The 25,947-nt window shown below is 74.2% G+C and carries 14 protein-coding genes; 9 read left to right on the plus strand and 5 right to left on the minus strand.

Annotated elements, in window-relative coordinates:
* The first annotated feature begins 114 nt into the window (after positions 1 to 114).
* The gene (locus ACFVU7_RS24255; protein WP_380779624.1) at positions 115 to 600 is read left to right on the plus strand and encodes a nitroreductase family deazaflavin-dependent oxidoreductase; all 486 of its coding nucleotides are present in this window, start codon (positions 115 to 117) and stop codon (positions 598 to 600) included.
* A 127-nt stretch (positions 601 to 727) separates the two neighbouring features.
* Entirely contained in the window at positions 728 to 1,075 is a 348-nt protein-coding gene (locus ACFVU7_RS24260) for a hypothetical protein (protein WP_074005964.1), read from the plus strand.
* A gap of 158 nt (positions 1,076 to 1,233) precedes the next feature.
* Here the strand turns inward: ACFVU7_RS24260 and ACFVU7_RS24265 are convergent, their stop codons facing one another.
* The 3 genes from ACFVU7_RS24265 to ACFVU7_RS24275 all read right to left on the minus strand — a co-directional run bounded on the left by ACFVU7_RS24265 (position 1,234) and on the right by ACFVU7_RS24275 (position 5,046).
* Positions 1,234 to 3,033 (minus strand): penicillin-binding transpeptidase domain-containing protein, encoded by a 1,800-nt coding sequence (locus tag ACFVU7_RS24265; protein WP_388047096.1) that lies wholly within the window; start codon positions 3,031 to 3,033, stop codon positions 1,234 to 1,236.
* 181 nt (positions 3,034 to 3,214) lie between these two features.
* A complete protein-coding gene (locus ACFVU7_RS24270; RefSeq protein ID WP_117486856.1) occupies positions 3,215 to 3,721 on the minus strand; it encodes a carboxymuconolactone decarboxylase family protein in 507 nt (168 codons plus the stop codon).
* A gap of 83 nt (positions 3,722 to 3,804) precedes the next feature.
* Complete coding sequence (locus tag ACFVU7_RS24275; protein ID WP_380743467.1) at positions 3,805 to 5,046, minus strand: MFS transporter; 1,242 nt, start codon at positions 5,044 to 5,046, stop codon at positions 3,805 to 3,807.
* 141 nt (positions 5,047 to 5,187) lie between these two features.
* Here ACFVU7_RS24275 and ACFVU7_RS24280 point away from each other — a divergent pair, with 141 nt between their 5' ends.
* Entirely contained in the window at positions 5,188 to 5,727 is a 540-nt protein-coding gene (locus ACFVU7_RS24280) for a MerR family transcriptional regulator (protein ID WP_388047098.1), read from the plus strand.
* Here ACFVU7_RS24280 and ACFVU7_RS24285 read toward each other — a convergent pair.
* Positions 5,666 to 6,922: a cytochrome P450 gene (locus tag ACFVU7_RS24285; RefSeq protein ID WP_388047099.1), complete on the minus strand. Its 1,257-nt coding sequence runs from the start codon at positions 6,920 to 6,922 to the stop codon at positions 5,666 to 5,668. The two genes, ACFVU7_RS24280 and ACFVU7_RS24285, sit on opposite strands and share 62 nt — an antisense overlap.
* A gap of 196 nt (positions 6,923 to 7,118) precedes the next feature.
* Here ACFVU7_RS24285 and ACFVU7_RS24290 point away from each other — a divergent pair, with 196 nt between their 5' ends.
* Positions 7,119 to 7,724 carry a hypothetical protein gene (locus ACFVU7_RS24290; RefSeq protein WP_388047101.1) on the plus strand — a complete coding sequence of 202 codons (606 nt, stop codon included), beginning with the start codon at positions 7,119 to 7,121 and terminating at the stop codon, positions 7,722 to 7,724.
* A gap of 113 nt (positions 7,725 to 7,837) precedes the next feature.
* A complete protein-coding gene (locus ACFVU7_RS24295) occupies positions 7,838 to 8,614 on the plus strand; it encodes a hypothetical protein (protein WP_388047102.1) in 777 nt (258 codons plus the stop codon).
* Between the two features lie 110 nt (positions 8,615 to 8,724).
* Here ACFVU7_RS24295 and ACFVU7_RS24300 read toward each other — a convergent pair whose 3' ends face one another.
* Positions 8,725 to 11,937 carry a M28 family peptidase gene (locus ACFVU7_RS24300; RefSeq protein WP_388047104.1) on the minus strand — a complete coding sequence of 1,071 codons (3,213 nt, stop codon included), beginning with the start codon at positions 11,935 to 11,937 and terminating at the stop codon, positions 8,725 to 8,727.
* A 357-nt stretch (positions 11,938 to 12,294) separates the two neighbouring features.
* On the opposite strand from ACFVU7_RS24300, the gene ACFVU7_RS24305 reads away from it, so the two are divergent.
* The 4 genes from ACFVU7_RS24305 to ACFVU7_RS24320 all read left to right on the plus strand — a co-directional run bounded on the left by ACFVU7_RS24305 (position 12,295) and on the right by ACFVU7_RS24320 (position 25,923).
* Positions 12,295 to 13,728 carry a helix-turn-helix domain-containing protein gene (locus tag ACFVU7_RS24305; RefSeq protein WP_375875494.1) on the plus strand — a complete coding sequence of 478 codons (1,434 nt, stop codon included), beginning with the start codon at positions 12,295 to 12,297 and terminating at the stop codon, positions 13,726 to 13,728.
* 308 nt (positions 13,729 to 14,036) lie between these two features.
* A complete protein-coding gene (locus ACFVU7_RS24310; RefSeq protein ID WP_234348325.1) occupies positions 14,037 to 14,894 on the plus strand; it encodes a sterol desaturase family protein in 858 nt (285 codons plus the stop codon).
* A gap of 72 nt (positions 14,895 to 14,966) precedes the next feature.
* Entirely contained in the window at positions 14,967 to 24,212 is a 9,246-nt protein-coding gene (locus tag ACFVU7_RS24315) for an amino acid adenylation domain-containing protein (protein ID WP_388047106.1), read from the plus strand.
* Entirely contained in the window at positions 24,199 to 25,923 is a 1,725-nt protein-coding gene (locus tag ACFVU7_RS24320) for a phytoene desaturase family protein (protein WP_388047108.1), read from the plus strand. Before ACFVU7_RS24315 ends, ACFVU7_RS24320 begins: the two co-directional genes overlap by 14 nt.
* The last annotated feature ends 24 nt before the right edge of the window (positions 25,924 to 25,947 follow it).

Raw genomic sequence — 25,947 nt, forward strand, 5'->3', positions numbered from 1 at the left:
CACAAGCGAGAGCACTGCTCTTGTTTCTTTCATTCGCCGGTGCCATGCTGAAGACATCGAAGCGAGAGCAGTGCTCTCGAAGAGAAGCGGTATTCACGGAACCGAGGAGTCGCGATGTCCCGCGCCGAGCACCTGCCCAGCTCCACCACCCGCCTCCAGGCGCCCACCACCCGCCTGGGCATCGCCGCCGGCAAGCTGCTCAACGGCATGGTCGCCGCCTTCGCCAAGGCCGGGGTCAGCCTCTGGGGCTCCCGGGTGCTGGCCGTCCGCGGCCGCACGAGCGGCGAGTGGCGCACCACCCCCGTCAACATCCTCACCCACGAGGGCGAGCGCTACCTGGTCGCACCGCGCGGCCACACCCAGTGGGTCCGCAACCTCCGGGCGGCCGGCACCGGCGAACTCCGGGTCGGCCGCCGCACCGAGGCCTTCGGTGCCACCGAACTCCCGGACGCCGACAAGCCCGAGGTGCTCCGCGCCTACCTGCGCCGCTGGAACTGGCAGGTCGCCCCGTTCTTCGAGGGGATCGGCCCGGACGCCCCGGCCGAGGACCTGCTCCGGGTCGCCCCCGGCTACCCGGTCTTCCGCATCACGGGCAGCTGAACACCCCTGCCGGACGGGGGCGTTCGTACCGGAAGGGAGGAACTACGGTGAGTCACCGGGCCCTTCTTGCTCCCGAATCGTTGTCCACGGCGGCAGACCAGCCGAGGACAACCACCGGAGGTTCCCCATGAGGGACGAGCCCGAAGCGACGGACGAACCCGAGAAGGCCGACGAACCCGAGAAGACCGACGAGGTCATGACGATCGACGGATACGAGATCGTCGACGGGATCGAGACGATCGACGGGATCGAGATCCCGCCGTACCGCAGCTACACCTGGGACGGCGAGGAGGGGGCCGTCCACATCGTCCTCTACCCGGGCGAAGAGGAGGCCGACGAGGAGCGCAAGGCCGAGTTCCGGGCGAGGGGCGTCCGGATGCTGGCCGACCTGAACGCCGAGCGGGAGGCGGAGCACACCCCGCCGTTCCCCGGTATGCCGAACCTCCGCCTGATCCACGGCGAGGGCCCCGCCTGAGGTCCCGCTCCCGCCTGAGCACCCCGCTGCCCGCTCTGTGACACCCCGCCCGCGCACGCGCCGAGGCGCGTCCGCGGGCGGGACGGTACGGGACGGTGCGGTAGCAGTGCGCGGGCGGTGCGGTCGCGGCGCGCGGGCGGTGCGCGCCGGACCGGGCCTCAGCCCTTGCCGCCGCCCGCCTTCAGCACCTGGGCCGCGGCCACGCCCGCCGCGCTGAAGCCGTGCCCGCCGCCCTCGACCTCGGCGGCGACGGCGAGGTCGCCGCGGTAGGCGATGAACCAGCTGTTGGTGGCCTGGCCGCCGGCCTCGACGGTGCCGGTCTTGGCGCCGATCTGGCCGGACAGGCCGGCCATCGGGGTACGGGCGGTGCCCTGGGTGGCGGTCTTGGCCATCATGGCGCGCAGGTCCCGGGCGACGTCGGCGGGGAGCCTGCTCGGCGCCGTCACGCGCTTGGCGTCCTCGCGCAGTACGGGCTGGCGGAACGTCCCGTTCTGCACGGTGGCGGCGACCGAGGCCATCAGCAGCGAGTTGACCTGGATCCGGCCCTGGCCGATGTACGCGGCCGCGGCCTCGTCCTTGTTCCCGGGCGTCGGGATGGTGGCGTCCCGGCTCGGGACGCCGATGTGCCACTCCAGGCCGAGGCCGAACTGGTCGCGGGCCACCGTGCCGAGGGTGCCGGGCTGGAGCTTCTCCAGGCCCTTGTCGATGAAGCCGGTGTTGCAGGAGCGGGAGAAGTCGTCCGCGAGCGTGTAGGACGGGAAGTCGCCGCTCTCGTCGTTGTGCCAGGCGCGCGGGGAGTAGGTGGTCTCCTTGCACGGCACCACGGTGTCCGGGCGCACGCCCGCCTCCAGCAGCGCGGCCGAGGTGATCACCTTCATCGTCGAGCCGGGTGCCTGGCCGCCCGCGAGCGCGCGGTTGAAGCCGCCCTGCGGGGCGTTGGCGATCGCCAGGATGTGGCCGGTGCTCGGCTGGACGGCCACCAGCGAGGCCGGATTGCCGTTCGCCGCCTGCTGCTTGACGGCGTCCTCGGCCACCTGCTGGAGGTCGGCGTCCAGGGTCAGCTTGACCACCGGGGCGCTCGGCGGCGTCAGCACGAACAGCGGCTCCGACTCGCCGCCGCCCGAGAGCACCACGGCCCGTCCGGTGGTGGCGGCCGCGCCGTCCGGCGGGGCGATCTGGGGGAGGACGGCGCGCAGCGACGGGAAGGTGTCGAGCGGCCGGCCCTTGCGGTCGGTGGGCTTGGACACCGGGTTGGGCGTCTCCTGCACCCCGATGGTCCGGCCCGGGGTGAGCTGGGGGTGGATCACGGACGGCTTCCAGCGCACCACGGGCCGCCCGTCCTGGGACCGGACGACGCTCAGCACGCTGTCGTACTCCCAGGCGTCCGGGGTGCCCTCGAACTCCGCCTTCACCCGGAAGCCGAGGGCCGGCTCGCTCGGGCCGTCGGCCTTCGCGGGGCCCGTCCCGGTCAGGGCGAGCGAGCGGGTGCCCACCTGCTCGTGGAACGTGGCCAGTGCGGCGCGGGCGGTCTCCGGCCGGTCCGTCAGGCCGGCGGCGGCCGGGATGTCGCCGCGGCTCCAGGCCGCCAGGAACTCCTTGGCCGTCGACTCGGCCTGTTCGGCGGTCGGCGGCTCCTGCGGGGCCTTCGCCACCGCGCCGGCGCCTTGGTGGCCGCCGCCGGCCGGTCCGTTGTCCGTCACGGCGTTCAGCACGTTGTAGGCGCCGTAGCCGCCGACTGCCAGCAGGGCGGCGAACACCCCGCCGGCGGCGACCATCACGACCCGGCGCGTGGTCGAGCTGCGCGGGGCCCCGTCGTCGTGCCCGTCGTGCCCGTCGAGGTCGTCCAGATCGTCGTACTGGTCGTACTCGATCTCGACATCGGCGAGTCGGCCGTCCTGCTCGTGCCCGGCGTGCCCGGCGTGCTCGTCGTGCCGGTTGTCCCTGTGCTCCTCGAACATGCTTCCGTCCCCCCTGCGATCCTCCGTGGTGGCGGGCACGCCCCCTCCGGCATGTCGGCCCGCCGGCCCGATGACCGGACGAAGGTCCGTTCGGGCGCGGACCAGCCTATGCCGGGACGGGTGATCGGTCGACAGCGGGACGGCCCGCCCGGGGATCGGCCGGGCGGGCCGTAGGGGCCGGTCAGGCCCAGGGGTCGGTGAAGGAGCGGCCGGGGACGGGCTTGGCGACCAGGGCGATGGCGGTGAAGAAGTTGACCTGGCCGATGGCGAGCATGAGCGTGGTCAGCGCCGTGTCGTCGTAGTGCCCGGCGACCTCGGCGTACAGCGCGTCCGACACCCGCTCGCCGTGCGGGTTGGGCTGGAGGACGGCCTCGACCAGGGCGAGCGCGGCGCGCTCCGGGGCGGTGAACCAGGGGGAGTCCGGCCAGCCGGCCACCGAGGCGATCCGCTCCTCCGACTCGCCGGCCCTGCGGAGGAAGCCGGTGTGCAGGACGGTCAGGTAGGTGCTGCCGGCGATCTGGCCGGCCCGCAGCTGGACCAGGCTGATGGTGCTGCGGGGGACGGACCGGTTGCCGGTGGCCTTGAACAGTGCGGCCGAGACCTCGGCGAGCTCGGGGACGAGCTGCACCGGGTCCTGGGCCATGCGCGGGCGCAGCGGGACCTCGGCGGTGATCGGACGGGCGTTCATCGTGGTGTTCCTCTTCTCGCGGGTGAGCGGGTGAGCGGGTGAGCGGGTGAGCGGGTGACCGGGTGGACCGTGCGGCCACCCGCTCACCGGTCCGACGGATCGCGGCGCGGCTTTGTGACAGCGCGGCCCGCCCGCAGCCCGAGGACGCAGCCGACGGCCACCAGGCCGGCCATCGCGAGCAGCGGCGCCGCCCAGGACCCGCTCGCGGTGTGGAGCGCGGAGGCGAGCGCGGGGCCGGTGGCGGCGAGCAGGTAGCCCCAGGTCTGGGCCATGGTGGAGAGCGCGGCGACGTGGTCCGGGTCGGTGCCCCGACGGGCGAACAGGACGGCGGCGAGCGCCTGTCCGCCGCCCATGCCGATGCCGAGGACGGCGGCCCAGAGCGGCGCCCCGCCGGCCGGGGCGAGCACCAGGCCGAGCAGGCCGAGGACGCAGACGGCCGCCACGCCCAGGATGTGCGGCCGCTGGTCGCTCCGGGCGGCGGCCAGGGTCGGGGCCAGGAAGCCGCCGACGGCGAGGCCGAGGATCAGCACGGCCTGGTCGGTGCCGGCGGTGGTCCGGCTCAGGCCCGCGTCGACCAGGACGGTGGGCAGCCAGGCCAGCGTCGCGTAGAAGACCAGGGTCTGGACGCCGAAGAAGGCCGTCAGGCTCCAGGCGAGCGCCGTCCGCCCGACCCGGCGGCGCCCGGCGGGTGCGACGGGCCCGGCCGGCGTCCGCGCGACCCGCAGCTGCGGCGCCAGGCCGGCCGCCGCCAGGGCCGCCGGGACGACGGCGATCGCGATCGCGGCCTGCCAGGACCAGGCGCCCGCGACCGGTGCGACCAGCGCGGCGACGACCGCCGAACCGGCGCCCATGGACAGCGCGTAGACGCCCGTCATGGTGCCGATCCGCCGGGGCGCGAAGCGGGCCCGGACGAACACCGGGATCAGCACGTTCACCACCGCCACCGCGACGCCCACCAGCACCGTGCCCGCGTACAGCCCGGGCAGGCCCGCCGTCCGCAGCACCGCCCCGGCCAGCAGCAGCACGCTCGCCCAGAACAGCCCGCGCTCCTCGCCGAGCCGCCGCCGGGCCAGGGCGCCGAGCGGGGCGAACAGGCCCATGCACAGCGGCGGCAGGAGGGCGAGCAGGGTCACGGTGCCCGGGCCCCAGCCGGCGACCGGCGCGAGCGGCCCGATCTGTCCGAACGCGACCCGGGTGTTGAGGCTGAGCAGGACGAAACCGAGGACGAGCAGGGCCCCGGCGGCCCGTGGGGTGCGGGAGGGGGCGGGTGCGGTGGTGGTCGCAGTGGCCGACGCGGTGGTGGCCGTCGGGTCGGTGAGCGGCATGGGGAGCAAGCCCTTCGCTTCGATGAGAGGTTAGGCTTACCTAAGCGTTCTCGCTCAAGCGTGCTTGAGCGCAACCCGGTCCCGGCGCACCCGGCCGAGCCCAACTCGGCCTGGGCGCAACCCCGAAGGAGGCGGCGGCGGATGGCGGAGCTCCACTCGATCACCGAGGTCTCGGCGGCCTTCGGCCTCTCGGTGCCCGCCCTGCGCTACTACGAGGAGTGCGGCCTGATCGCGCCCGCCGCCCGCCGCGGCCGGGTCCGCTACTACGACCGGGAGTCGCTGGAGCGCCTCGCCCTGGTCCAGCTCTGGCACGTGGACGGGATGATCCCGGTCAGCGGGACCGCCGCCGTCCTGGCCAGCGAGCGGGCGGCCGACCGCACGGCGCTGCTGCACGCCCAGCGGGACGGGATGCTCGAGCGCGCCCGCCGGCTGGAGCACGCCGCGGCCGTCCTCACCCACATGCTGCTGTGCAGTCGGGACCGCCCGCTCGACTGCCCGACCACCCGGGCCCACATCAGTGCCCGGGTCGACGCCGCCCTGGCCGGCGAGGAGCTCGCCGACGGCTTCCTGCCCGCCCGGCCGGACGGCCCGCGGTCGGAGCACCCGCGGTCGGGCGGCGTCACACCGCAGGAAGGCCTCGGCCCAGCACCGCCGGCGTCGGCCCGTCCGGCCGTACGGTGATGCTGTACGCCGCCCCCGTCGGCCGCGAGCGGAACGTCAACGGCCCCATCGGCAGCAGGAGTTCCAGCAGCGCCGTGGTCTCGCGCAGCGCGAACCGGGTGCCCAGGCAGGCGCGGGCGCCGAGGCCGAACGGGAAGTAGGCGCCGAGCTGCCCGGGGCGGTCCGCGCCGTGGGCGAAGCGGGCGGGGTCGAAGCGTTCCGGGTCCGGCCAGAGCGCCGGGTCGCGGTGGGTGAGGTACGGGCAGACCAGCACGTCCGTCCCGGCGGCGATGCGGTGCCCGGCGATGACGTCGTCCTCGACGGCGTGCCGGGGGAGCAGCCAGGCGGAGGGGTAGAGCCGCAGCGTCTCGCTCACCAGCGCCTGCGGATCGGCCCTCCGGGCCTCGGGGTGGCGGTCGAGCAGCAGGAAGAGCCAGGTGAGCGTGGTGGCCGTGGTCTCGTGGCCGGCGACGAGCAGGGTGACCAGCTCGTCGCGGATCAACCGGTCGGTGTACCCGGGGTCCTGCTCGCCCGCGTCGAGCAGCACCCGGAGCACGCCGGGCTCCTCGGTCGGGCCGGCCGAGCGCGCCGCGTCGATCGCCGCGTGCGCCACCGCGTCGATCCGGGCGAGGTCCTCGGCGACCGCGTCCCGGGCGTCCGCCGCGTTGGTGGGCAGGGTCGGCATCGCGGCCACCACCCGTTCCACCGAGCGGAGTTCGCGGTCCGTCCGGTCGTCCAGCGGCAGCCCGGTGAGCGCCCGCCAGACGGTGTCCAGGGCGAAGCCGCGCATCTCCTCGCCGACGTCGAAGGCCTCCCCGCTGCGCCGGTACCCCTCCCAGCGCTCGGCGGTGCGGTGCGCCGCCGCGGCGATCCGCCGCTCGTAGCGGCGCATCCCGGTGCCGGTGAACTGCGCCTGCAGCACGCGCCGTTGGCGCTTCCAGGGGTCGCCGGTGGCGGACAGCACGCCGTCCCCGACCAGCATCCGGGCGCGGTGCGAGCGCTTGACGTACCGGTCCGGGCGGTGGCCCAGGACGTGCTGCACGGCGGCCGGGTCGGTGACCAGGACGGTCGGTGCCGGGCCGAGCCGGAAGGCGGCGACGCCGCCGACACCGCGCTGGGTCCGGGCCAGCAGGTCGACGAGCTCGGCCTCCTCGGCCCGCCACCGCTCGACGACCTCCGCGGCCAGCTCCGGTACCGGACGGGTCTCGGTGCTCACAGGTCGTGTCCTTCCGCTCTGCTGACGGTTCGTCGGTTGCGGTCCGACTCTATGCCAGCGCGCGGCCCGTCCGGGCTGCGCCGAACGGCTGGCCGACCCGGCCGGGGGCGGCGCGGCGGCCCGACCGGCCGTACCCGCACGGGTACGGTGCGGCGGGGCCGACCGGCCCCTGCTCGCCGCGCGGATGGGAGAACGCATGCCTGGGACCCGGCACTTCGGAGGCGGCGGGATCCGAACGGGAAGGCCTGTCGGCGCGGGCCGGTGGCTGGCGGCCGCCCTGCTCGTCCCGGTCCTCGCGGCCTGCGGCGGCGGTGGCGGATCCGGGTCGGCCGGCGCCACCCAGAACGGCCAGAGCAGCGGCTCGGGCCTGCCGGACGACCAGCGGACCAAGGACGAGGGGGACCAGGGCGGGTTCCGGACCGCGGGCGAGCCCTCGGCGAGCGTCCAGGGCATCGACAACAGGGCCCGGATCACCCTGTCCTTCCCGTCGAAGACCAGTTTCACGGCCGTGATCAGCAAGGTCGCCGAGTGCGGCAGCACGTCGTACGCCACCCCCGCCTCGCAGCAGGTGCAAGTGACCGACGGCAAGACCGAGCTGGTCGACTTCCGGCTCCCGCAGTGGAAGCCCGGGACCAAGGACCGGACCGTCTGCCTCACGGTGACGGCCGACGACTCCTCCAAGCGGATCGAGGCCGCGGGCTCGGTGGTCGTCGTCAGCCCCGACGACGGGGCGACCACCGGCAACGGCGCGACCCCGAGTTACGGGTCGAGCCCGTCCAGCGGCGCCGGGAGCACCCCCTGAGACCTGCCGAGGAGGAACCCCCGGACGGGCAGCGGCAGCCGCAGCCGCGCTCCTGGGCCGACTGGCTCACCAGGCTTGCCACCTGGATCGCCCCGACCACCCTCCTCACCGCGTTGCTCTTCTTCTTCGGCTACGCCTACACCAGTTCGCTCTACGCCTTCTTCGGCATCGACGCCGGCACGATCGGCTTCGCCACCCAGGACCTGCTGATCCGCAGTTCCCCCGCGCTCTACCTCCCGGCCGGGGTCGCCCTGTGCGGGGCGCTGGTCGGCGCGCTGGGCTACCACCTCGCGACCAGGGCGGCCGGGAAGGGCGGGCCCGGCGCCCGGACGGTGCGCCGGGCCTGTTGGGCGGTCGCCGCACTGGTCGTCCCGCTGCTGGTGCTCGGCCTCCTGGCCGGCTTCGAGGTGTTCGACGCCGGCCCGCTGGGCACCCCGCTGCTGATCGGCGGTGCGCTGCTGCTCGCGGTCCTGGCCCGGATGATGTACGTGCGCGGCACCGGCGCACCGTACCCGCTGACCGGGGAGCGGGCGGCGCTGGGCGTCAGCGTGGCGCTCATCGTGCTCTGCTCGTACTGGGCGGTCGGCGACTACGCCCAGCAGAAGGGGACGGCCGACGCCGAGGACCTCGCCCACCACCTCTACCGGCGCCCGGCGGTCGTCCTGGACACCCCCGAACGCCTCCACCTGGGGTGGCCCGGGGTACGGGAGACGGCGCTGCCGGACGTGGACCAGGGCGCGCGGTTCCGCTACCGCTACGAGGGGCTGCGGCTGCTGGCCCTCTCCGGCGGCCGGATGTTCCTGCTCCCGCGGACCTGGACCTGGGAGACCGGCAACGGGCTGATCCTCCCCTTCGACGCCACCGTCCGGGTCGCCTTCCACCCCGGCTGAGCCCGCCGCGCGGGCACCGCGCACCCCCGCTCCGCGCACGGCTGCGCCGCGGTCCGTCCCCCTCGACGGACCGCGGCGCAGCGGCTTCACCGGGCGTCAGCGCGCCCCGGTCACACGGCCTGCCAGAGCGCCGGGACGATCGGCGGCTCCCAGCCGACCTGGGCGGTGTGGCCCTGGAGGCAGCGGTAGCTGACCCCGTTGTAGGTCACCACGTCGCCCGCCTGGTAGGTGGTGCCGGGCGTCCAGGTGCCACCCGGGTTCGGCGAGTCGTTGCCCACCACCAGGGAGAAGCTGGTGCTGTGGGTGGCCGAGCCGGTCCCGGTCAGGGTGATGGTGTAGGTGCCGGTGGCGGTCGAGGCGGCGGTGGCGACGGTGAGCGTCGCCGAGCCGCCGGACTGCACCGAGGACGGGTTGAAGGAGACGGTCACGCCGGCCGGGGCGCCCGAGGCGGTCAGGTTGACCGTCTGGGCCGAGCCGGAGGTGGTCGAGGTGGCGACCGTCGCCGTGGTGGTGTCACCGGGCTTGACGGTGGCGGTGGTCGGGTTCACCGAGAGGGAGAAGTCGTTGGCGGGCGCGGTGCCGCCGACCGAGGTCTTCCAGATGGTGTACGCCACGCCGTCGGCGTTGCGGTTCAGCACCGTCGCGTCGACGTTGCTGGTGGTGTCGCAGGACGAGTGGTAGCAGGAGTCGTAGGAACGGCCCGCCGTGCCGCCCCACTTGGCCGCCTGCGCCGAGGTCTTGGTGGCGTCGGCGCCGGCCGCGTAGCCCGAGGTCGGGATGCCGGCCTGCTGGAAGGAGTAGTCGTCCGAGCGGCCCTGGCCCTCGACGTTCTCCTCCGGCTTGAGGTTCAGCGAGTCCCAGTAGGCCTTCATCGGGGCCGACGCCGCGGAGTTGATGTTGTTGATGAAGTAGCCGGCGTTGGGCGAGCCGACCATGTCGAAGTTGTAGTACGCCTTGATCGCGGAGCGCTGGGCGGAGCTCAGCTGGCCGACGTAGGACTGCGAGCCCTGGAGGCCCTGCTCCTCACCGGTCCACCAGCCGAACCGGACGTGCCGGGTCAGGCTGGGGTTCTGCTGGGCGAGCACGAGCGCGTTCTCCAGCAGGACGGCCGAGCCGGAGCCGTTGTCGTTGATGCCGGGGCCGGCCGAGACGCTGTCCAGGTGGGCGCCGAACATGGTGACCTGGTCGGACGGGCCGCCGGGCCAGTCGGCGATCAGGTTGTTGGACTGGTAGCTGCAGGAGGTGCAGGTCTGCTCGGTGACGTTGTAGCCGGCCGCCTGCAGCTTGGCCTTGATGTACGCGATCGACTGGCTGTGCCCGGCGCTGCCCGCCCGGCGGTGGCCGCCGTTCTGGTTCGCGATGGTGTTCAGCTGGGACAGGTGGGCCTGGACCTTGGCGACGTCGATGTCGGGCGCGGGCCCGCCGGGGTTGCCCCCGCCGCCGACCGTCAGGCCGTACTGGGCGGTGTGGGTGGTGGCGCCGGCGGTGCCGGTGACGGTGATCTGGTAGGTCCCGGCCACGGCCGCCGCGGAGGCGGACAGGGTCAGGGTGGAGGAGGAACCGGCCTGCACCGACGAGGGGTTGAAGCTCGCGGTGACGCCCGCCGGGAGGCCGGAGGCGGTGAGGCCGACGGTCTGCGCGGTGCCGGAGGTGACGGCGGTGCTCACCGTCGACGAGGTCGAGGCGCCGGGCTGGACGGAGCCGGACGCCGGGCCGAGCGACAGCGAGAAGTCGTTGTTGCCGGACGGCGTGCAGGTCGGGTCGCCGCTCTGGGCGGGGACGCTGACGGCGTCCCAGGCGGCCTTGGTGCGGTTGAAGAAGGCGCAGGTGGCGTCGAGGCTCTTGGCGGCGGTCAGCGTGGCGGTGCGGTAGCGCTTGTAGGTCATGCCGCTGGTCTTGAGCAGCATGCCGCCGTAGAAGACCCGGCCGGCGTCCTTGATGCCGATGCCGGTGACGGAGGAGTTGTTGCAGGTGGGGCTGGTGGGCTTGCCGCCGCCCGGGTTGGAGCCCTCGGCCAGCAGGTAGAACCAGTGGTTCAGCGGGCCGGCCGCCGCGTGCTCCTCGGTCTGCGGGATCGACGCCGAGTAGCAGTTCGGGTCGTTGTTGACGAGCGAGGGGTTGTACATGTTGCGGATCGGGCCCTGGCCGACCAGGTTGATCATCTCGCCGACGGTGTAGTCCGGGGAGTCGTACGGGGCGGGCTCGTTGGCGTACGACTCGGTCAGCGCGCCCATGATGTCGCCGGTGGCCTCGCCCAGGCCGGACTCGTTGTTGGCGCCGCCCGGGGTGTACTGGTCGATGCCGTGGCCGAACTCGTGGCCGACCACGTCGATCGCCGCGATCCACTCGTTGGCCTGGCTGTGGCCGATGGATATCGTGCTGCCGTCCCAGTAGGCGTTGACGTCGTTGAGGCCGACCTTGACCGGCCAGCTGCCGCCGTTGCCGTTGTGCCCGTTGCGACCGAGCCAGTCGCGGAGCATGTCCCATTCCTTCTGGGCCGCGAACATCGCGTCGCCGCAGCCGGTCTCCTTGGTCGACGGGCTGCCGTTGCCCCAGGAGTCGCTGGACTTGGAGAAGACCTGCCCGGTGCTGTAGTCGGAACACGACAGGCCGGGCCGGTTCGGGTCGCGCAGCGAGTACGAGCCGCCCGAGCTCGTGGTGCTGATGGTGACCGGCGCGGGGCCGTTCCACTTGCTGTTGATGGTGCCCGCACGGACGTCGTCGTAGCTGTCGAGCACCTCGCCGGTGGCCGCGTCCACGAAGACGTGCAGGGTGCTGGGCGCCGACGCGGTGCGGCCCTTGAGGACGGTCTCCCAGGCGAGCCGACCGGTGCCGTCCTTGACCCGGACGACCAGGCGGGGGGAGTCCGCCGAGTCCACGGTGGCCAGTTTCGTCCGGGCGGTCTTCTCCGCGTCCGCCGCGCTGACCTGCGGGGTGGTCGAGCCGCCGACCGGTCCGGTGGCGGCGGACTGCAGGGCGCGGACCTTGCCCTGGGCGTCGGCGAGGACGACCGCGTCGCCGCCGACCACCGGCAGGCCGTGGTAGCTGCGCTCGTACGAGATGGAGTAGAGGCCGCCGAGCCAGGGCGTGACGGTCTTGCGCTCGTAGGTCTCGCCCGGGCCCTTGGCCAGCGCGTCCAGCCCGGCGTTCGCGGCCGCGTCGGCGGCGTTGACGGCGGCGGCCAGGGCGCTCGGCGGCGCCGAGGAGGGAGAGGGGGTGGGCGCGGCGGTGGCCGGGCCCGCGGCGGCGGCGATCATGCCGGCCAGCACGGTCAGGGTGGTCGCCGTGGTCAGCAACCTGCCTGCGGTGACTCTGCGTTGCATCGAGGCTCCTCGCATGTGGGGGTCCTCGACCGCGGACGGCAGGGGCTGGTGGCACACCGCGGGGCCGTATCAGGGGGACGGCCGTGCGGGCCGTCCGCGCTCGGGTGCCCGAACCCTCACACGACGTCATGCCCAGGTCAATGCCCGGTGCGCGCGGGGCAAGGGGTTGGCAAATTCCGTCAAGCCCGTCGGTCCGGCTTTGCGTCAAGCTGGGCTTTTCTTCAAGTGGTTGAGACCACCTCATGTACGAGGCGGGTGGCCATCGAGTACCGTCCTCCTGATCCGAGTCGTCGGAATCACTGGAATCGTCGACAGGCCCGGCGGCCGGCCGGGGACGACGCGCCCGGGGAGGCAGCCGTGCAGCGGAACCGTGTGGCCCCTGCGGCGGCGGTGCCGGCACCGCCGACCGGCCGGGGGCAGGACGCCTGGCGGGAGTTCGGGGCCCGGCTGCGGCACTGGCGGCGCCGGGCGGGCCTCACCCAGGCGCAGCTCGGCGCCGGGATCGGCTACGACCACACCGCGGTCAGCAAGATCGAGCACGGCGCCCGCCGGGTCACCCCCAGGGTCGCCGACCGGATCGACGACCTCCTCGGCGCCGCAGGGGAGTTGAGCGCCGCCTGTCAGCGCGCCGAGAACGCCGAACTGTGCGACCCGGACGCCATCTCGCCCGCCCTGCTCCGGCCCCCGCTGCCGGGCGGCGCACCGTCCGGCCCGCCCGCCCCGCCCCCGGCGCCCGCTCCGCCGCGGCTGCCGGACTACGGGCTGCTCTGCCCGCTGCACGGCGCCGAGGGCTGCGCCGTCCCCGAGCCCGGGGAGCTCGCGGCCCTGCACGCCGAGTTCTGCTCCGCCGAGGCGCTCGCCGACCCGGCCGCCGCCCGCCCGCTGGACGCCGTCACCGCACACGCCCTGACCGGGCTGCTGGCCGCCCGCCTGCGCTCCGGCGAGACCGGCGACCGCCCGGTCCTGGTCGCCGCCGTCGAGCGCACCCTGCGCGCGGTGCTCGCCAGGCTCGCCACCGCCCCCGCCGGGCAGCGCGGCCCGCTGGTCCGGCTGGCCGCCGAGCACGCCCACGCGGCCGGTGCGCTGCGGATGCAGGACGGCCGCAACGCCACCGCGATGGCCTGCTACGACCGCGCCCTCACCTGGGCCGGGCTGGCCGCGGACCGGGCCACCCAGGTCGGCACGCTCAGCGACATGAGCATCCTGGCCCGGCTGGACGGCGACCCGGTCGCCGCCCTCGGCTACGCCCGCGAGATCGAACGGGCCGCCCCGGACCGGCACTGGGCCGGTGCGATGGGCCGGATCAGCCGGGCCCGGGCGCACGCGCTCACCGGCGACGTGCGGGCGACCGTCCGGCAGATCGACCTGGCCCGGTCGCACCTGGACCACATCGGCGCGGAGGACGAGGTCGACGTGCCCTGGCTCTCCATCGCCTCGATGCGGATGCGGGTCGAGTCCGCCGCGGCTGCCGCGCTGCGCGACCTCGCCGCCGCCACCGACGACCCCCGGCTGGCCCGCCGGGCGCTGGACGCCACCGAGACCGCCCTCGGCCTGCTCGGTCCGGACCAACTGCCCTCCAGTCGTCTGCTCTTCATCGTCCGCGCGGCCGACTGCCACGTCTGCGCGCACGACCCGGCCACGGCCGTCGACCTGCTCGGCCCCGCCCTGGAGGCGACCGGCGCGACCGCGCTGCCCGCGCTGGTCGAGTACGAACTGCGCGGTCTGCGCGACCGTCTCGCGGCGCACGCGCCCCGTGCCGCACACCGATGGGCGGAGCCGGCCCGCTCCTGACCCGGGGGCGCTCCGGGAGCCGGGGCGCCGGCCGTGGGATATGGCCGGATCGGTAGCCGCGCGTGGCGGCGCAGAAGGGGCGCACATCAGCGCTCGAAGATCTGCACGACTGTTGTCACACACCGTCAAGTCCCGCTTCTTCTCGACAATGCGCCCCCTTCGCGCCGCACAGACGTCAACTTCGTGCGCGTATAGTCCGCCGATCGGGTCATTCATGGAGTTAACACGTCGAATGACTGTCACGGCGCGCGTCGCCCGCTAGAGTCTCTGACGTTTCCAGTCGTTAGTCCGCGAAGAACGGGGGGCGCGTGCTGTCAGCCATTGCCCGCCGGCTCGCCCATCCGCTGCTGCTCCTGGGTGTGCTGTGCACGGCCGTCGCGACCCTGCACTTCCGCTGGGGACCGGACCGGGTCTCCCCGCTCTTCCTGATCGCCGTCCTCGTCTACCTGGCGGTCCTGGAGCGGGTGATCCCGTACCGGACCGACTGGCATCCGAGCCGACGTGAACTCGGCTGGTACAGCGTCTACTTCGCGCTGAGCATGGTCGGCGGCGCGCTGGCCCAAGGGCTGGTGGCGACGCTGGTGCAGGTGCTCGGCCCGGCCCACCCGGCGCTGCCGTTCGCGGTGGAGATCCCACTCGCGCTGCTGGTCGGCTCGCTCGGCGACTACCTCGTGCACCGCTGGTCCCACCGCAACAGGTGGCTCTGGCGGCTGCACGGGGTGCACCACGTCCCGGACAAGGTGAACGTCGCGAACAACGGCGTGAATCATTTCCTGGACGTGTTCGTCGCGCAGTCCGTGGTGCAACTGTCGCTGGCGCTGATCGGATTCTCGGCGGATTCAGTGTTCGTGGTCGGAATATTCGTCCTGGCTCAGGGGTATTTCGTCCACGCCAACATCGAAGTCCGCATCGGTCCGCTCGGCCACGTCCTGGCCGGGCCGGAACTCCACCGCCTGCACCACAGCACCGACCTCGCCGAAGCCGGCCACTACGCCTCCGACCTCTCGCTCTGGGACCACGTGTTCGGGAGCTTCACCTGGCGGCCCGGCCGAGTGCCGAAGGCCGTCGGCCTCACCGACCCGGCCGCGTTCCCCGCCACCGGCGAACTCGGCGCCACCCTGCTGCACCCCTGGCGCCGGGCGAAGACCACCGAGCAGTCCGTCTGACACCCGGCCCGAGCGGCCGCTCCCACCTGCCCGTGTCCCCGGCGCCACGCCATCACCACCCCGGATTGGATCATGACCTCCTCGCCCTTCGCCGTGCCCCGCGAACGCATCGCGATCACCGGTATCGGCTGCCGCCTGCCGGGACACGCCAACGACCACCGGTCCTACTGGCGCAACCTGATCGAGGGCCGGGACTGTCTCACCGAGACGCCCGCCGACCGCTACGACACCGGCACCCTGGGCAGCAGGGACCGGGCCAAGCCGGGGCGGCTGATCGGCGGCCGGGGCGGCTACATCGACGGCTTCGACACCTTCGACCCGGACTTCTTCGGGATCAGCCCGCGCGAGGCCGAACACATGGACCCGCAGCAGCGCAAGCTCCTGGAGGTCAGCTGGGAGGCCCTGGAGGACGGCGGCCTGCGCCCCGGCGAGCTGGCCGGCCGGGAGGTCGGCGTCTACATGGGCGCCTTCACCCTCGACTGGAAGATCCTCCAGTTCGCCGACCTCGACTTCGCCACCATCGCGGCGCACACCGCCACCGGCACCATGATGACGATGGTGTCCAACCGGATCTCGCACTGCTTCGACTTCCGCGGGCCGAGCGTCTCGATCGACACCGCGTGCAGCTCCTCGCTGGTCGCGGTCCACCTCGCCTGCCAGAGCCTGCTCCGCGGCGAGACCGAACTCGCCCTGGCCGGCGGCGCGTTGCTGCACATGGCGCCGCAGTACACGATCGCCGAGACCAAGGGCGGCTTCCTCTCCGCGGACGGCCGCTCGCGCGCCTTCGACGCCTCCGCGGACGGCTACGTCCGGGCCGAGGGCGTCGGCGTGGTCGTGCTCAAGCGGCTCTCCGACGCGCTGCGCGACGGGGACCCGGTGCACGCCGTCATCCTCGGCACCGGCGTCAACCAGGACGGCCGCACCAACGGCATCACCGTCCCCAGCGCGGACGCCCAGGTCACCCTGATCGAGCGGGTCTGCGCCGAGGCCGGGGTGCTGCCCGGCAGCCTCCAGTACGTCGAGGCGCACGGCACCTCCACCCCGGTCGGCGACCCGATCGAGGCCGCCGCCCTCGGCCGGGTGCTCGGCGTCGGCCGCCGCGCCGGGGACCGCTGCTACGTCGGCTCGGTCAAGACCAACATCGGGCACACCGAGGCGGCGGCCGGCGTCGCCGGGCTGATCAAGACCGCGCTCGCGATCAAGCACCGCCGCATCCCGCCGCACCTCAACCTGGAGCGGCCCAACCCCGGCATCGACCTCGACACGCTGCCGTTCGAGATCCCGACCGCCCCGGTGGACTGGCCCGAGCACCGGGGCCCGGCCCGGGCCGGCGTCAACTCCTTCGGCTTCGGCGGCACCAACGCCCACGTCCTGCTGGAGGAGCCGCCGCGGCCCGGGCCCGCCGCACCGGTGGCCGAGCCGGCCCGCACGGTGCTGCCGCTGAGCACCAAGGACGCCGCCGGACTGCCCGAACTGGCCGCCGCCGTACGGCAGGAGCTCGCCGGCGGGTCGTCCCTCGCCGACCTCGGCCACACCCTGGCGCACCGCCGCCAGCACCTGCCCGAGCGGCTCGGCGTGGTCTACTCCACCCGGCAGGACCTGGACGAGGCGCTGGCCGCGTACGAGCGCGGCGAGGAGCACCCGCGGGTGGTCCAGGGCCACGCCCGGGAGCGCCGGCAGCGCCGGCTGGCCTGGGTGTTCACCGGCATGGGCCCGCAGTGGTGGGGCATGGGCCGGGGGCTGTACGAGCACGAGCCGGTCTACCGGGAGGCCGTGCGGGCCGTCGACCGGGAGATCCGCGCGCAGGCCGGCTGGTCGCTGCTGACCGAGCTGGACCGCGACGAGGCGGACTCCCGGATGGCCGAGACCTGGCTGGCCCAGCCCGCCAACTTCGCCGTCCAGGTGGGGCTTTCGGCGCTCTGGCGGAGCCACGGCCTGCGCCCCGACGCGGTGGTCGGCCACAGCACCGGCGAGGTCGCCGCCTTCCACGAGGCCGGGGTCTACGACCTGGCCGACGCCGTCCGGGTGGTGCTCGCCCGCAGCCGGCTCCAGCAGCGCCTGGCCGGCACCGGCACCATGCTCGCGGTCGGCCTGCCGGAGGCCGAGGCGGAGCGCCGGATCCGCCCGTACCGCTCCCAGATCTCGCTCGGCGCGGTCAACAGCCCCTCCGCGGTGACCCTGGCCGGGGACGCCGAGGCCCTCGGCGAACTGGCCGAGGAGCTGCGCCAACAGGGCGTCTTCGCCCGCCTGCTGGACGTCGAAGTCCCGTACCACAGCGTGCGGATGGACCCGATCCGCGGCGAGCTGGTGGCCGCGCTCGCCGCCATCAAGCCCCAGGCGGCCCGGCTGCCGCTCTACCTCACCGCCCGCGAGGGGCTCGCCCGCGGGCCGGAGCTGGACGGCGAGTACTGGTGGCAGAACGTCCGCAACCCGGTGCGCTTCCGGGCCGCCGTCGAGCGGATGGCCGAGGACGGGCACGGACTGTTCCTGGAGCTCGGCCCGCACCCTGTGCTCGGCCACGCGATCCGCGAGTGCGCGGAGCAGGCGCACACCCTGCCGTCGATCCGCCGGCAGCAGGACGAGCCCGAGCGCCTCGCCCGCAGCCTCGCCGAACTGCACACCCTCGGCGTCGAGTTGAGCTGGGACGCGCTGCACCCGGCCGGCCGCCCGGTGCCGCTGCCGGCCTACCCGTGGCGGCGCGACCGGTACTGGGTGGAGCCCAAGCCGGTCGAGCAGGTCCGGCTCGGGCGGCTGGACCACCCGCTGCTCGGCCGCCGCACCGCGAGCGCCCAGCCCGGCTGGACCGGCACCCTCGACCCCGAGCGGCTGCCCTACCTGACCGACCACCGGATCGAGGGCCAGGTGGTCTTCCCGGCCGCCGGGTACCTGGAGATGGCCGCCCAGGCCGTCCGCACCCTGACCGGCGGCACCGAGGTGACGCTGGCCGAGATCGAGCTGAACCGGGCGCTGTTCCTCTCCGAGACCGAGCCCGTCCCCGTCCAGCTCGGCTACGCGCCGGAGGACGCCCGCTTCACCATCGCCTCCACCCCGGCCGGCGGCGAGCCGACCGTGCACGCGGGCGGCCGGGTCCGCACCGGCCAGCGCCGCTCCTACGGCCCCGCACCGGACCTGGACGCCCTGCGCGCCCGGGGGCGGCACCTGGACGGCCCGGACTGCTACCGGCAGCTGGCCGAACGCGGCTACGACTACGGCCCCGCCTTCCAGGCCATCGCCGAGGTGTGGGCGGGCCCCGGCGAGGCGCTGGCCCGGATCCGGCCGACCACCCAGCTCGGCCCGGACGCGGCCGACCACCACCTCCACCCGGTGCTGCTGGACGGCTGCTTCCAGACCCTGCTCACCACCCGGCTGGCGGTGCCCGAGGGCGGCAGCGTCCGGCTGCCCGTCTCGATCGCCGAGGTCCGGCTCGACGCGATCGGCGACCGCCCGCTCTGGGTGCACGCCACCGTCACCCGGGACAGTGGCGAGGAACTCGTCGGCGACCTCGCGCTCTACACCGAGGACGGCACCCCGGTCGGCCGGGTCACCGGCTTCCGGGTCGCCGACGTCGCCCAGGCCCCGGCCTCCGTCGGGCTGTCCACCATCGACGGCTGGCTCACCGAGGTCGACTGGGTGGCCGCCGCCGAGGCGCCCCTCGACGAGACCCCCGGCGACCTGCTGCTCTTCGCCGACGAGGGCGGCCTCGGCGACCGCCTGGCGGCCCTGGCCGCCGGGCGCGGCACCCGCTGCCACCTGGTCCGGCCCGGCAGCGAGTACCGGCACGGCGAGGGGCACTCGACCGTCCGGCCCGACTCCGCCGAGGACGTCCGGCGACTGCTCGCCGACCTCGACCCAGCCTTCGGCACCGTCGTCCACCTCTGGAACCTCGACCAGCCCGCCCTGGCCGCCACCACCGCCGACCGGCTCGGCCCGCTCGCGACCCTCGGCGCCTACTCCCTGATCACCCTCGCCCAGGCCCTGCCCGCCGCCCGCCCGGACGGCCGGCTGCACATCGTCACCCGGGGCACCCAGCCCGCCGCCCCCGGCGACCGGGTCGAACCGCTCGGCGCCCCCGCCTGGGGCATCGGCCGGGTGCTGTGGCAGCAGGAGCTGGTCGCCCAGCGCGGCACCCTGATCGACCTCGACCCGGCCGTCGACGCCGCCGAGCAGGCCGAGGCGCTGCTCGCCGAACTCGCGGCCCGGGACGAGCAGGAGATCGCCCTGCGGGCCGGCGTCCGGCTCACCAGCCGGCTGCGGCAGGCCGAGGGCCTCACCCGCCCGCTGCCGCCGGTCCTCCGCCCCGACGGCAGCTACCTGGTCACCGGCGCCTTCGGCGCGCTCGGCCGACTGCTCTGCCGCACCCTCGTACGGCGCGGCGCCCGGCGGCTGATCCTGGTCGGCCGCACCGCCCTGCCGGAGCGCTCGGAGTGGGCGTACACCGACCCGGACACCCCCGTCGGCGAGCGGATCGCCTTCCTGCGCGAACTCCAGGCGCTCGGCGCCGAACCGCTGCTCGCCCCGGTCGACGTCACCGACGAAGCCGCCCTCGCGGGCTGGCTCGCCGACTACCGGCAGCGCCAACTCCCGCCGATCCGTGGCGTGTTCCACCTCGCCGGGCAGGTCAAGGACACCCTGCTGGCCCAGATGGACCGTCCGGCCTTCGACGCCGGCTACGGCCCCAAGGTGGTCGGCGGCCACCTGCTGCACCGGCTGCTGGGCGACGAACCGCTCGACCACTTCGTGCTGTTCGCCTCCGTCGCCTCGCTGCTCACCACCGCCGGACAGACCAACTACGCGGCCGGCAACGCCTTCCTGGACGCCCTGGCCCACCACCGCAGGGCCGAGGGGCTGCCCGGGCTCAGCCTGGACTGGGGCCCGTGGGCCACCGGCATGATCGAGGAGCTGGGCCTGGTCGCCCACTACCGCGACGCCCGCGGCATGAGCTCGCTGCCGCCGGACGCCGGAACGGCCGTCCTGGAGCGCGTGCTCGGCCAGGACCGCGCCCAGCTGCTGGTCGCCACCGTGGTCGACTGGCCGACCTTCCTCGCCTGGTACCCGGCGCCGCCGCCGCTGGTCGCCGACCTCGCGGCGAGCGCCGCCGAGCAGGCCCCGGCCGAGACCGGCGGCTTCCTGGACGCCTACCGCGCGGCCGACCCGCAGGCCCGCCGGGAGCTGGTGGCAGAGCGGCTGACCGCCGCCGCCGCGGCCGTGCTGCGGATCGCCGCCGAACGGATCGACGCCGACACGAGACTCGGCGCGCACGGCCTGGACTCGCTGCTCGCCATGGAGCTGCGCGCCCGGGTGCACGGCGAACTGGGCGTCGCCCTGCCGGTGGTGGCCCTGCTCAGCAACGGCAGCCTCGGCGACCTGGTCGACCTGCTCACCGAGGGCCTGGCCGAGCGGCTCGCCGCCGCCGGCGGCCCGGCCGAGGCCGAGGTGGAGCTGTACGCCGACGAGTCCCGCTTCCCGCTCACCCACAACCAGCAGGCGCTCTGGTTCCTGCGCCTGCTGCACCCGGACGGCTTCGCGTACAACATCGGCGGCGCCGTGGAGGTCCGCGCGGAGCTCGACCCGGAGCTGATGTTCGGGGCCTTCCGGTTCCTGGTCGCCCGGCACCCCGAGCTGCGCGCCGCCTTCACCGCCGAGGAGGGCCGCCCGGTCCAGCGCATCCGGGAGGAGGTCGAGGCCGACACCGGGCTGTTCGACGTCGAGGGCCGGCCGTGGGAGGAGATCCACGACCTGATCGTCCGCGAGTACCGGCGGCCGTACGACCTCGCCGAGGACCCGCTGGTCCGGCTGCGGCTGTTCCGGCGCGGGCCGGACCGCTGGGTGCTGATGAAGGCCGTCCACCACATCGTCTCGGACGCGATCTCCACCTTCACCTTCATCGAGGAGCTGTTCGAGGTCTACGAGGCGCTGCGCCAGGGCCGCACCCCGGAGCTGCCCCCGGTGCCCGCCCGCTACCTGGACTTCCTCAACCGCCAGAACCGCTTCCTGGCCGGGCCCGAGGCCCGGCGGATGCTCGACTACTGGCGCGGCCACCTGCCGGCCGAGATGCCGGTGCTGGCGCTGCCCACCGACAAGCCGCGCCCGGCCGTGCAGACCCACAACGGCGCCTCCGAGTTCTTCCAGCTGGACGCCGAACTCACCGCCCGGGTACACGAGTTGGCCCGTGTCAACGGCGCCACCCCGTTCATGGTGCTGCTCAGCGCCTACTACCTGCTGCTGCACCGCTGGTCCGGGCAGCCGGACATCGTGGTCGGCAGCCCGGTCACCGGCCGCACCCAGGAGGAGTTCGCCTCGGTCTACGGCTACTTCGTCAACCCGCTGCCGCTGCACGTGAGCCTGGCCGGGGAGCCGACCGTGGCCGACCTGCTGGCCCGGGTGCGGGAGAGCGTGCTCGGCGGGCTGGACAACCAGGAGTACCCCTTCCCGCTGCTGGTCGAGCAGTTGGGGCTCCAGCACGACCCGAGCCGCTCCGCGGTGTTCCAGGCGATGTTCATCCTGCTCACCCACAAGGTCGCCGTGGAGCGCTTCGGCTACCGCCTGGAGTACATCGAACTCCCGGAGGAGGAAGGCCAGTTCGACCTCACGCTGTCCGCTTACGAGGACCGCGCGGACGGCTGCTTCCACTGCGTCTTCAAGTACAACTCCGACCTCTTCGAGCCCGCCACCGTCCAGCGGCTGGCCGCGCACTACCGCAACCTGCTGGACGCCATGACCCGCGCCGCCGAGGGCGAGCCGGTCGGGCGGCTGCGGATGCTGGGCGAGGCCGAACGGCGGGAGATCCTCACCGGCTTCAGCGGCGCCGAGCGCCGGATCGAGCACGACACCCCGGTGCCGGAGCTGATCGCCAAGGCCGCCGCCGAGCGGCCGGAGGCGGTCGCGGTGGTCGCGCCCGGCCGGGACGGCGTCCGCCGGCTGACCTACGGCGAACTGGACCGGCAGTCCCAGCGCACCGCCGTACGGCTGCGCGAACTCGGCGTCGGCGAGGGCTCGGTGGTCGCGGTCTGCCTGGACAAGTCGCCCGAGCTGATCAGCACCCTGCTGGCGATCTGGCGGGCCGGCGCCGCCTACCTGCCGCTCGACCCCGGGCACCCGGCCGACCGGCTCGCCCGCCAGGTCACGGACGCCGGAGCGGCGCTGGTGGTGGTCGACCAGCGGCGCCCGCTCCCGGCCGACCTGCCCGCCACACCGGTCACCCTGGAGGAGCTGGACCGGCCCGTGCTGGGGGGCGCCGTACCGCTGCCCGCCGCCGACCCGGACCGGGCCGCCTACCTGATCCACACCTCGGGCTCCACCGGCCGTCCGAAGGGGGTCCGGGTCGACCACCGCAACCTGGCCGCCGTCACCGCCGGCTGGCGTGCCGAGTACCGGCTGGACACCGAGGTCCGGGTGCACCTCCAGATGGCCGGCACCGCCTTCGACGTCTTCTCCGGCGACCTCGCCCGGGCGCTCAGCACCGGCGGCACCCTCGTCCTGGTCGACCGCGAGCTGCTCTTCGACACCGCCCGGCTGTACCGGGTGATGCGCGAGGAGGCCGTGGACGGCGGCGAGTTCGTGCCCGCCGTGGCCCGCGCGCTGCTGGCCCACTGCGAGCGCGAGGGCCTGCCGCTGGACTTCCTGCGGCTGCTGATCGTCGGCTCCGACTCCTGGAAGGCCGCCGAGCACCAGCGGGTGCGCGCCCTGTGCGGCCCGCGGACCCGGCTGGTCAACTCCTACGGGCTGACCGAGGCCAGCGTCGACAGCACCTACTACGAGGGCGCCACCGACCGGCTGGAACCCGGCCGGATGGTGCCGATCGGCCGCCCGTTCCCGAACAGCGCCGTGTACGTCCTGGACCCGTACGGGGAGCCCGTCCCGGTCGGCGTGCCCGGCGAACTGTGGATCGGCGGCGCGGGCGTCGCGGCCGGCTACCCCAACGACCCGGAGCAGACCGCCCGGCGCTTCGTCACCCTGGACCTCGACGGCACGCCCGCGCGGCTCTACCGCACCGGCGACCTCGGCCACTGGGACGCCGCGGGCACGGTGCACCTGCTCGGCCGGATCGACAACCAGGTCAAGGTCCGCGGCCACCGGATCGAGCTGGGCGAGATCGAGGCCCACCTCACCGCCCGCCCGGAACTCGCCCAGGCCTGCGTGGCCGTCCGCCAGGACGCCCGGGGCGAGGCCGTCCTCGCCGCCTACGTGGTGCCCGCCGAGGGCACCGTGCTGGACCGCCGCGAACTGCGCCGCCACCTGGCCGAGCACCTGCCCACCGTGATGATCCCCTCCTACCTCACCGAGCTGCCCGCCCTGCCGCTCACCCCGAACGGCAAGGTCGACCTCGCGGCCCTGCCCGAGCCCAAGGCCGACACCGCCGGGGCCCAGCACGAACCGCCCGTCACGCTCTACGAGACCAGCGTCGCCGAGCACTGGCGGAACCTGCTCGGCCTGGACGAAGTCGGCCTCCAGCACGACTTCTTCGAACTCGGCGGCAGCTCGATCCGGCTCATCGAGCTGATCCACCACCTCCAGAGCGAGTTCAACATCAGCATCCCGGTCGGCCTGCTGTTCAAGGTCACCACCCTGCACGGCATGGCCCGCACCGTCGAGCAGATCATCACCGGCGAGGTGGCCGGCGGCGAGCCCTACCTCTGGTTCAACGCCGGGGCGCCCGAGGAGCACACGGTCTTCTGCTTCCCGCCGGCCGGCGGCCACGGGCTGGTCTACCGGCAGCTCGCCGCGCACCTGCCGGAACACCGGATCGCCTCCTTCAACTACCTGACCGGCGACGACAAGACCGCCCGCTACGCGGACCTGGCCGAGGAGCTGCACGCCGCCGGGCCGTACGTCCTGCTCGGCTACTCGCTCGGCGGCAACCTCGCCTTCGAGGTGGCCAAGGAGCTGGAGCGGCGCGGACGCACGGTGGCCTCGGTGCTGATGGTGGACGCCTACCGGGTCACCGAGGCCTTCGACCTCGGCGAGGAGCACCTGGCCGTCTTCGAACGCGAACTCCACGAGCACCTGCACCGCCACACCGGCTCGCGGATCGTCGCTCAGGAGACCCTCGAACAGGCCAGGGACTACCTGGAGTTCAGCAGCCGGACGCCCAACACCGGAACGGTCAGGGCCCAGCTGGACGTGGTCTGCGAGCGCGACCGGCTCTCCGTGCACGTGGGCGGCGAACCGGGCTCCTGGCACGGCGCCTCCACCACGGGCACCGCGGTGTACGTCGGACACGGCGCCCACGCCGAGATGCTCGACGGGGACTTCGCCGCCCGCAACGCCGAACTGGCGGGCGCCATCCTGGCCGGGGGCACCGCCGATGGCCGCGGCTGACCGCGGGCCGGACTGGTCCGGCAGGGAGCGGGCCGCCGGCGGCCCGCCCCGGGTGATCGTGATCGGGGCCGGCCTGGCCGGCCTCGCCACCGGCTGCTACGCGCAGATGAGCGGCCTGGAGACCCGGATCTTCGAGAAGCACGTGCTGCCCGGCGGCTGCTGCACCGCGTGGTCCCGACACGGCTACCTGTTCGACTACTGCATCGACTGGCTGATCGGCACCGCCGAGGGCACCGGCGCGCACCAGGTCTGGAGCGAACTCGGCGCCCTGGACGGCAAGTCGGTGACCCGCTTCGACACCTTCAACCGGGTGGTCGACGAACACGGCCGGGCCGTCACCTTCTACGGCGACCCGGACCGGCTCGAGGCCCACCTGCTGGCCCTCGCACCCGGCGACGCCAAGCCGATCCGGGCCTTCTGCCGCGACCTGCGCCGCTACGCCGCGATGGAGCTGCCCTGGGAGCTCACCCCGCCGCCGCTGCGCACCACGGCGGAACGGCTGCGCACCCTGCGCGCCGTCCTGCCCGCGTTCCGGCTGTTCTGGCGCACCGCGACCACCCCGATGAGCGGCTTCGCCGAGCGCTTCCAGGACCCGCTGCTGCGGCGGGCCTTCCCCAACATGTTCCTCCAGGAGCCCGAGGGCTTCCCGCTGCTGCCGTACCTCTACACCCTGGCGGCCGCCCACAACGGCAACGCGGGCTTCCCGCAGGGCGGTTCACTCGGGCTGGCGCGCTCGGTCGAGGAGCGCTACACCTCGCTCGGCGGGGTGATCGGCTACCGCTGCCGGGTCGAGCGCGTCCTGATCGAGGACGGGCGCGCGATCGGGGTGGAACTCAAGGATGGCACCCGGCACTTCGCCGACCACGTGGTGGCCGCCTGCGACGGCCCGACGGTGCTCGAACGGCTGCTGGAGGGCCGCTACTCCAGCCCCGCCACCGAGAAGCTGTACGGCGAACTGCTCGACAAGCCGGGCAACCTGTACCCGGCCGTGGTCTCCGCCTTCGTCGGCATCGACGGACCGCTGCCCGCGGGCGAGCCGCACAGCACCACCTACCTGCTGTCGCCCGAGGACGGCGAGCGGCTGCCCGGCTCGCTCCAGCGCAGCCTGGTGGTGCAGCTGCGGTCCTCCTATGCGGACGGCTTCGCGCCGCCCGGCAAGTCGGTGCTGCACTGCACCTACTTCAGCGACTACCGCTCCTGGAAGGACCTGCGGACCGGCGACCGCCGGGCCTACCGGGCGCGCAAGCAGGAAGTCGCCTCGTTCGTCCGGGAGTTCCTGGAGCGGACGTACCCCGGGCTCGGCGGCCGGATCGAACTCGTGGACGTCGCCTCGCCGGTGACCACCGAGCGGTTCACCGGCAACACCTACGGCAGCATCCTCGCCTGGCAGGCCTTCTCCGAGGCCGAGGACGCCGCCAACCGGCTGGTCAACAAGGACCGGATGCGGCTGCCCGGGCTGAGCGGCTTCTCCATGGCGGGCCAGTGGACCGCGCTCGGCGGGCTGATCCGGGCCGCCACCAGCGGACGGTTCGCCGCGCAGTACCTCTGCCGGGAGCTCGGCCGGCCGTTCCGGGCCTGGCCCAGCGACAACCGGGAACCCTGGCACGCGGGCAAGTGGGGCCGCCTGCCGCAACTCGACCGCGCCACCGTGGGAGCGCCGGACGTGGGAGTGCCGGAGGCAGGAGTGGCGGAAGTGGGGGTGGCGGAGTGAGCGGGACGACCACCAGCGGCCGGC

Source organism: Kitasatospora sp. NPDC058046, from assembly GCF_042885595.1.
GTDB lineage: Bacteria > Actinomycetota > Actinomycetes > Streptomycetales > Streptomycetaceae > Kitasatospora.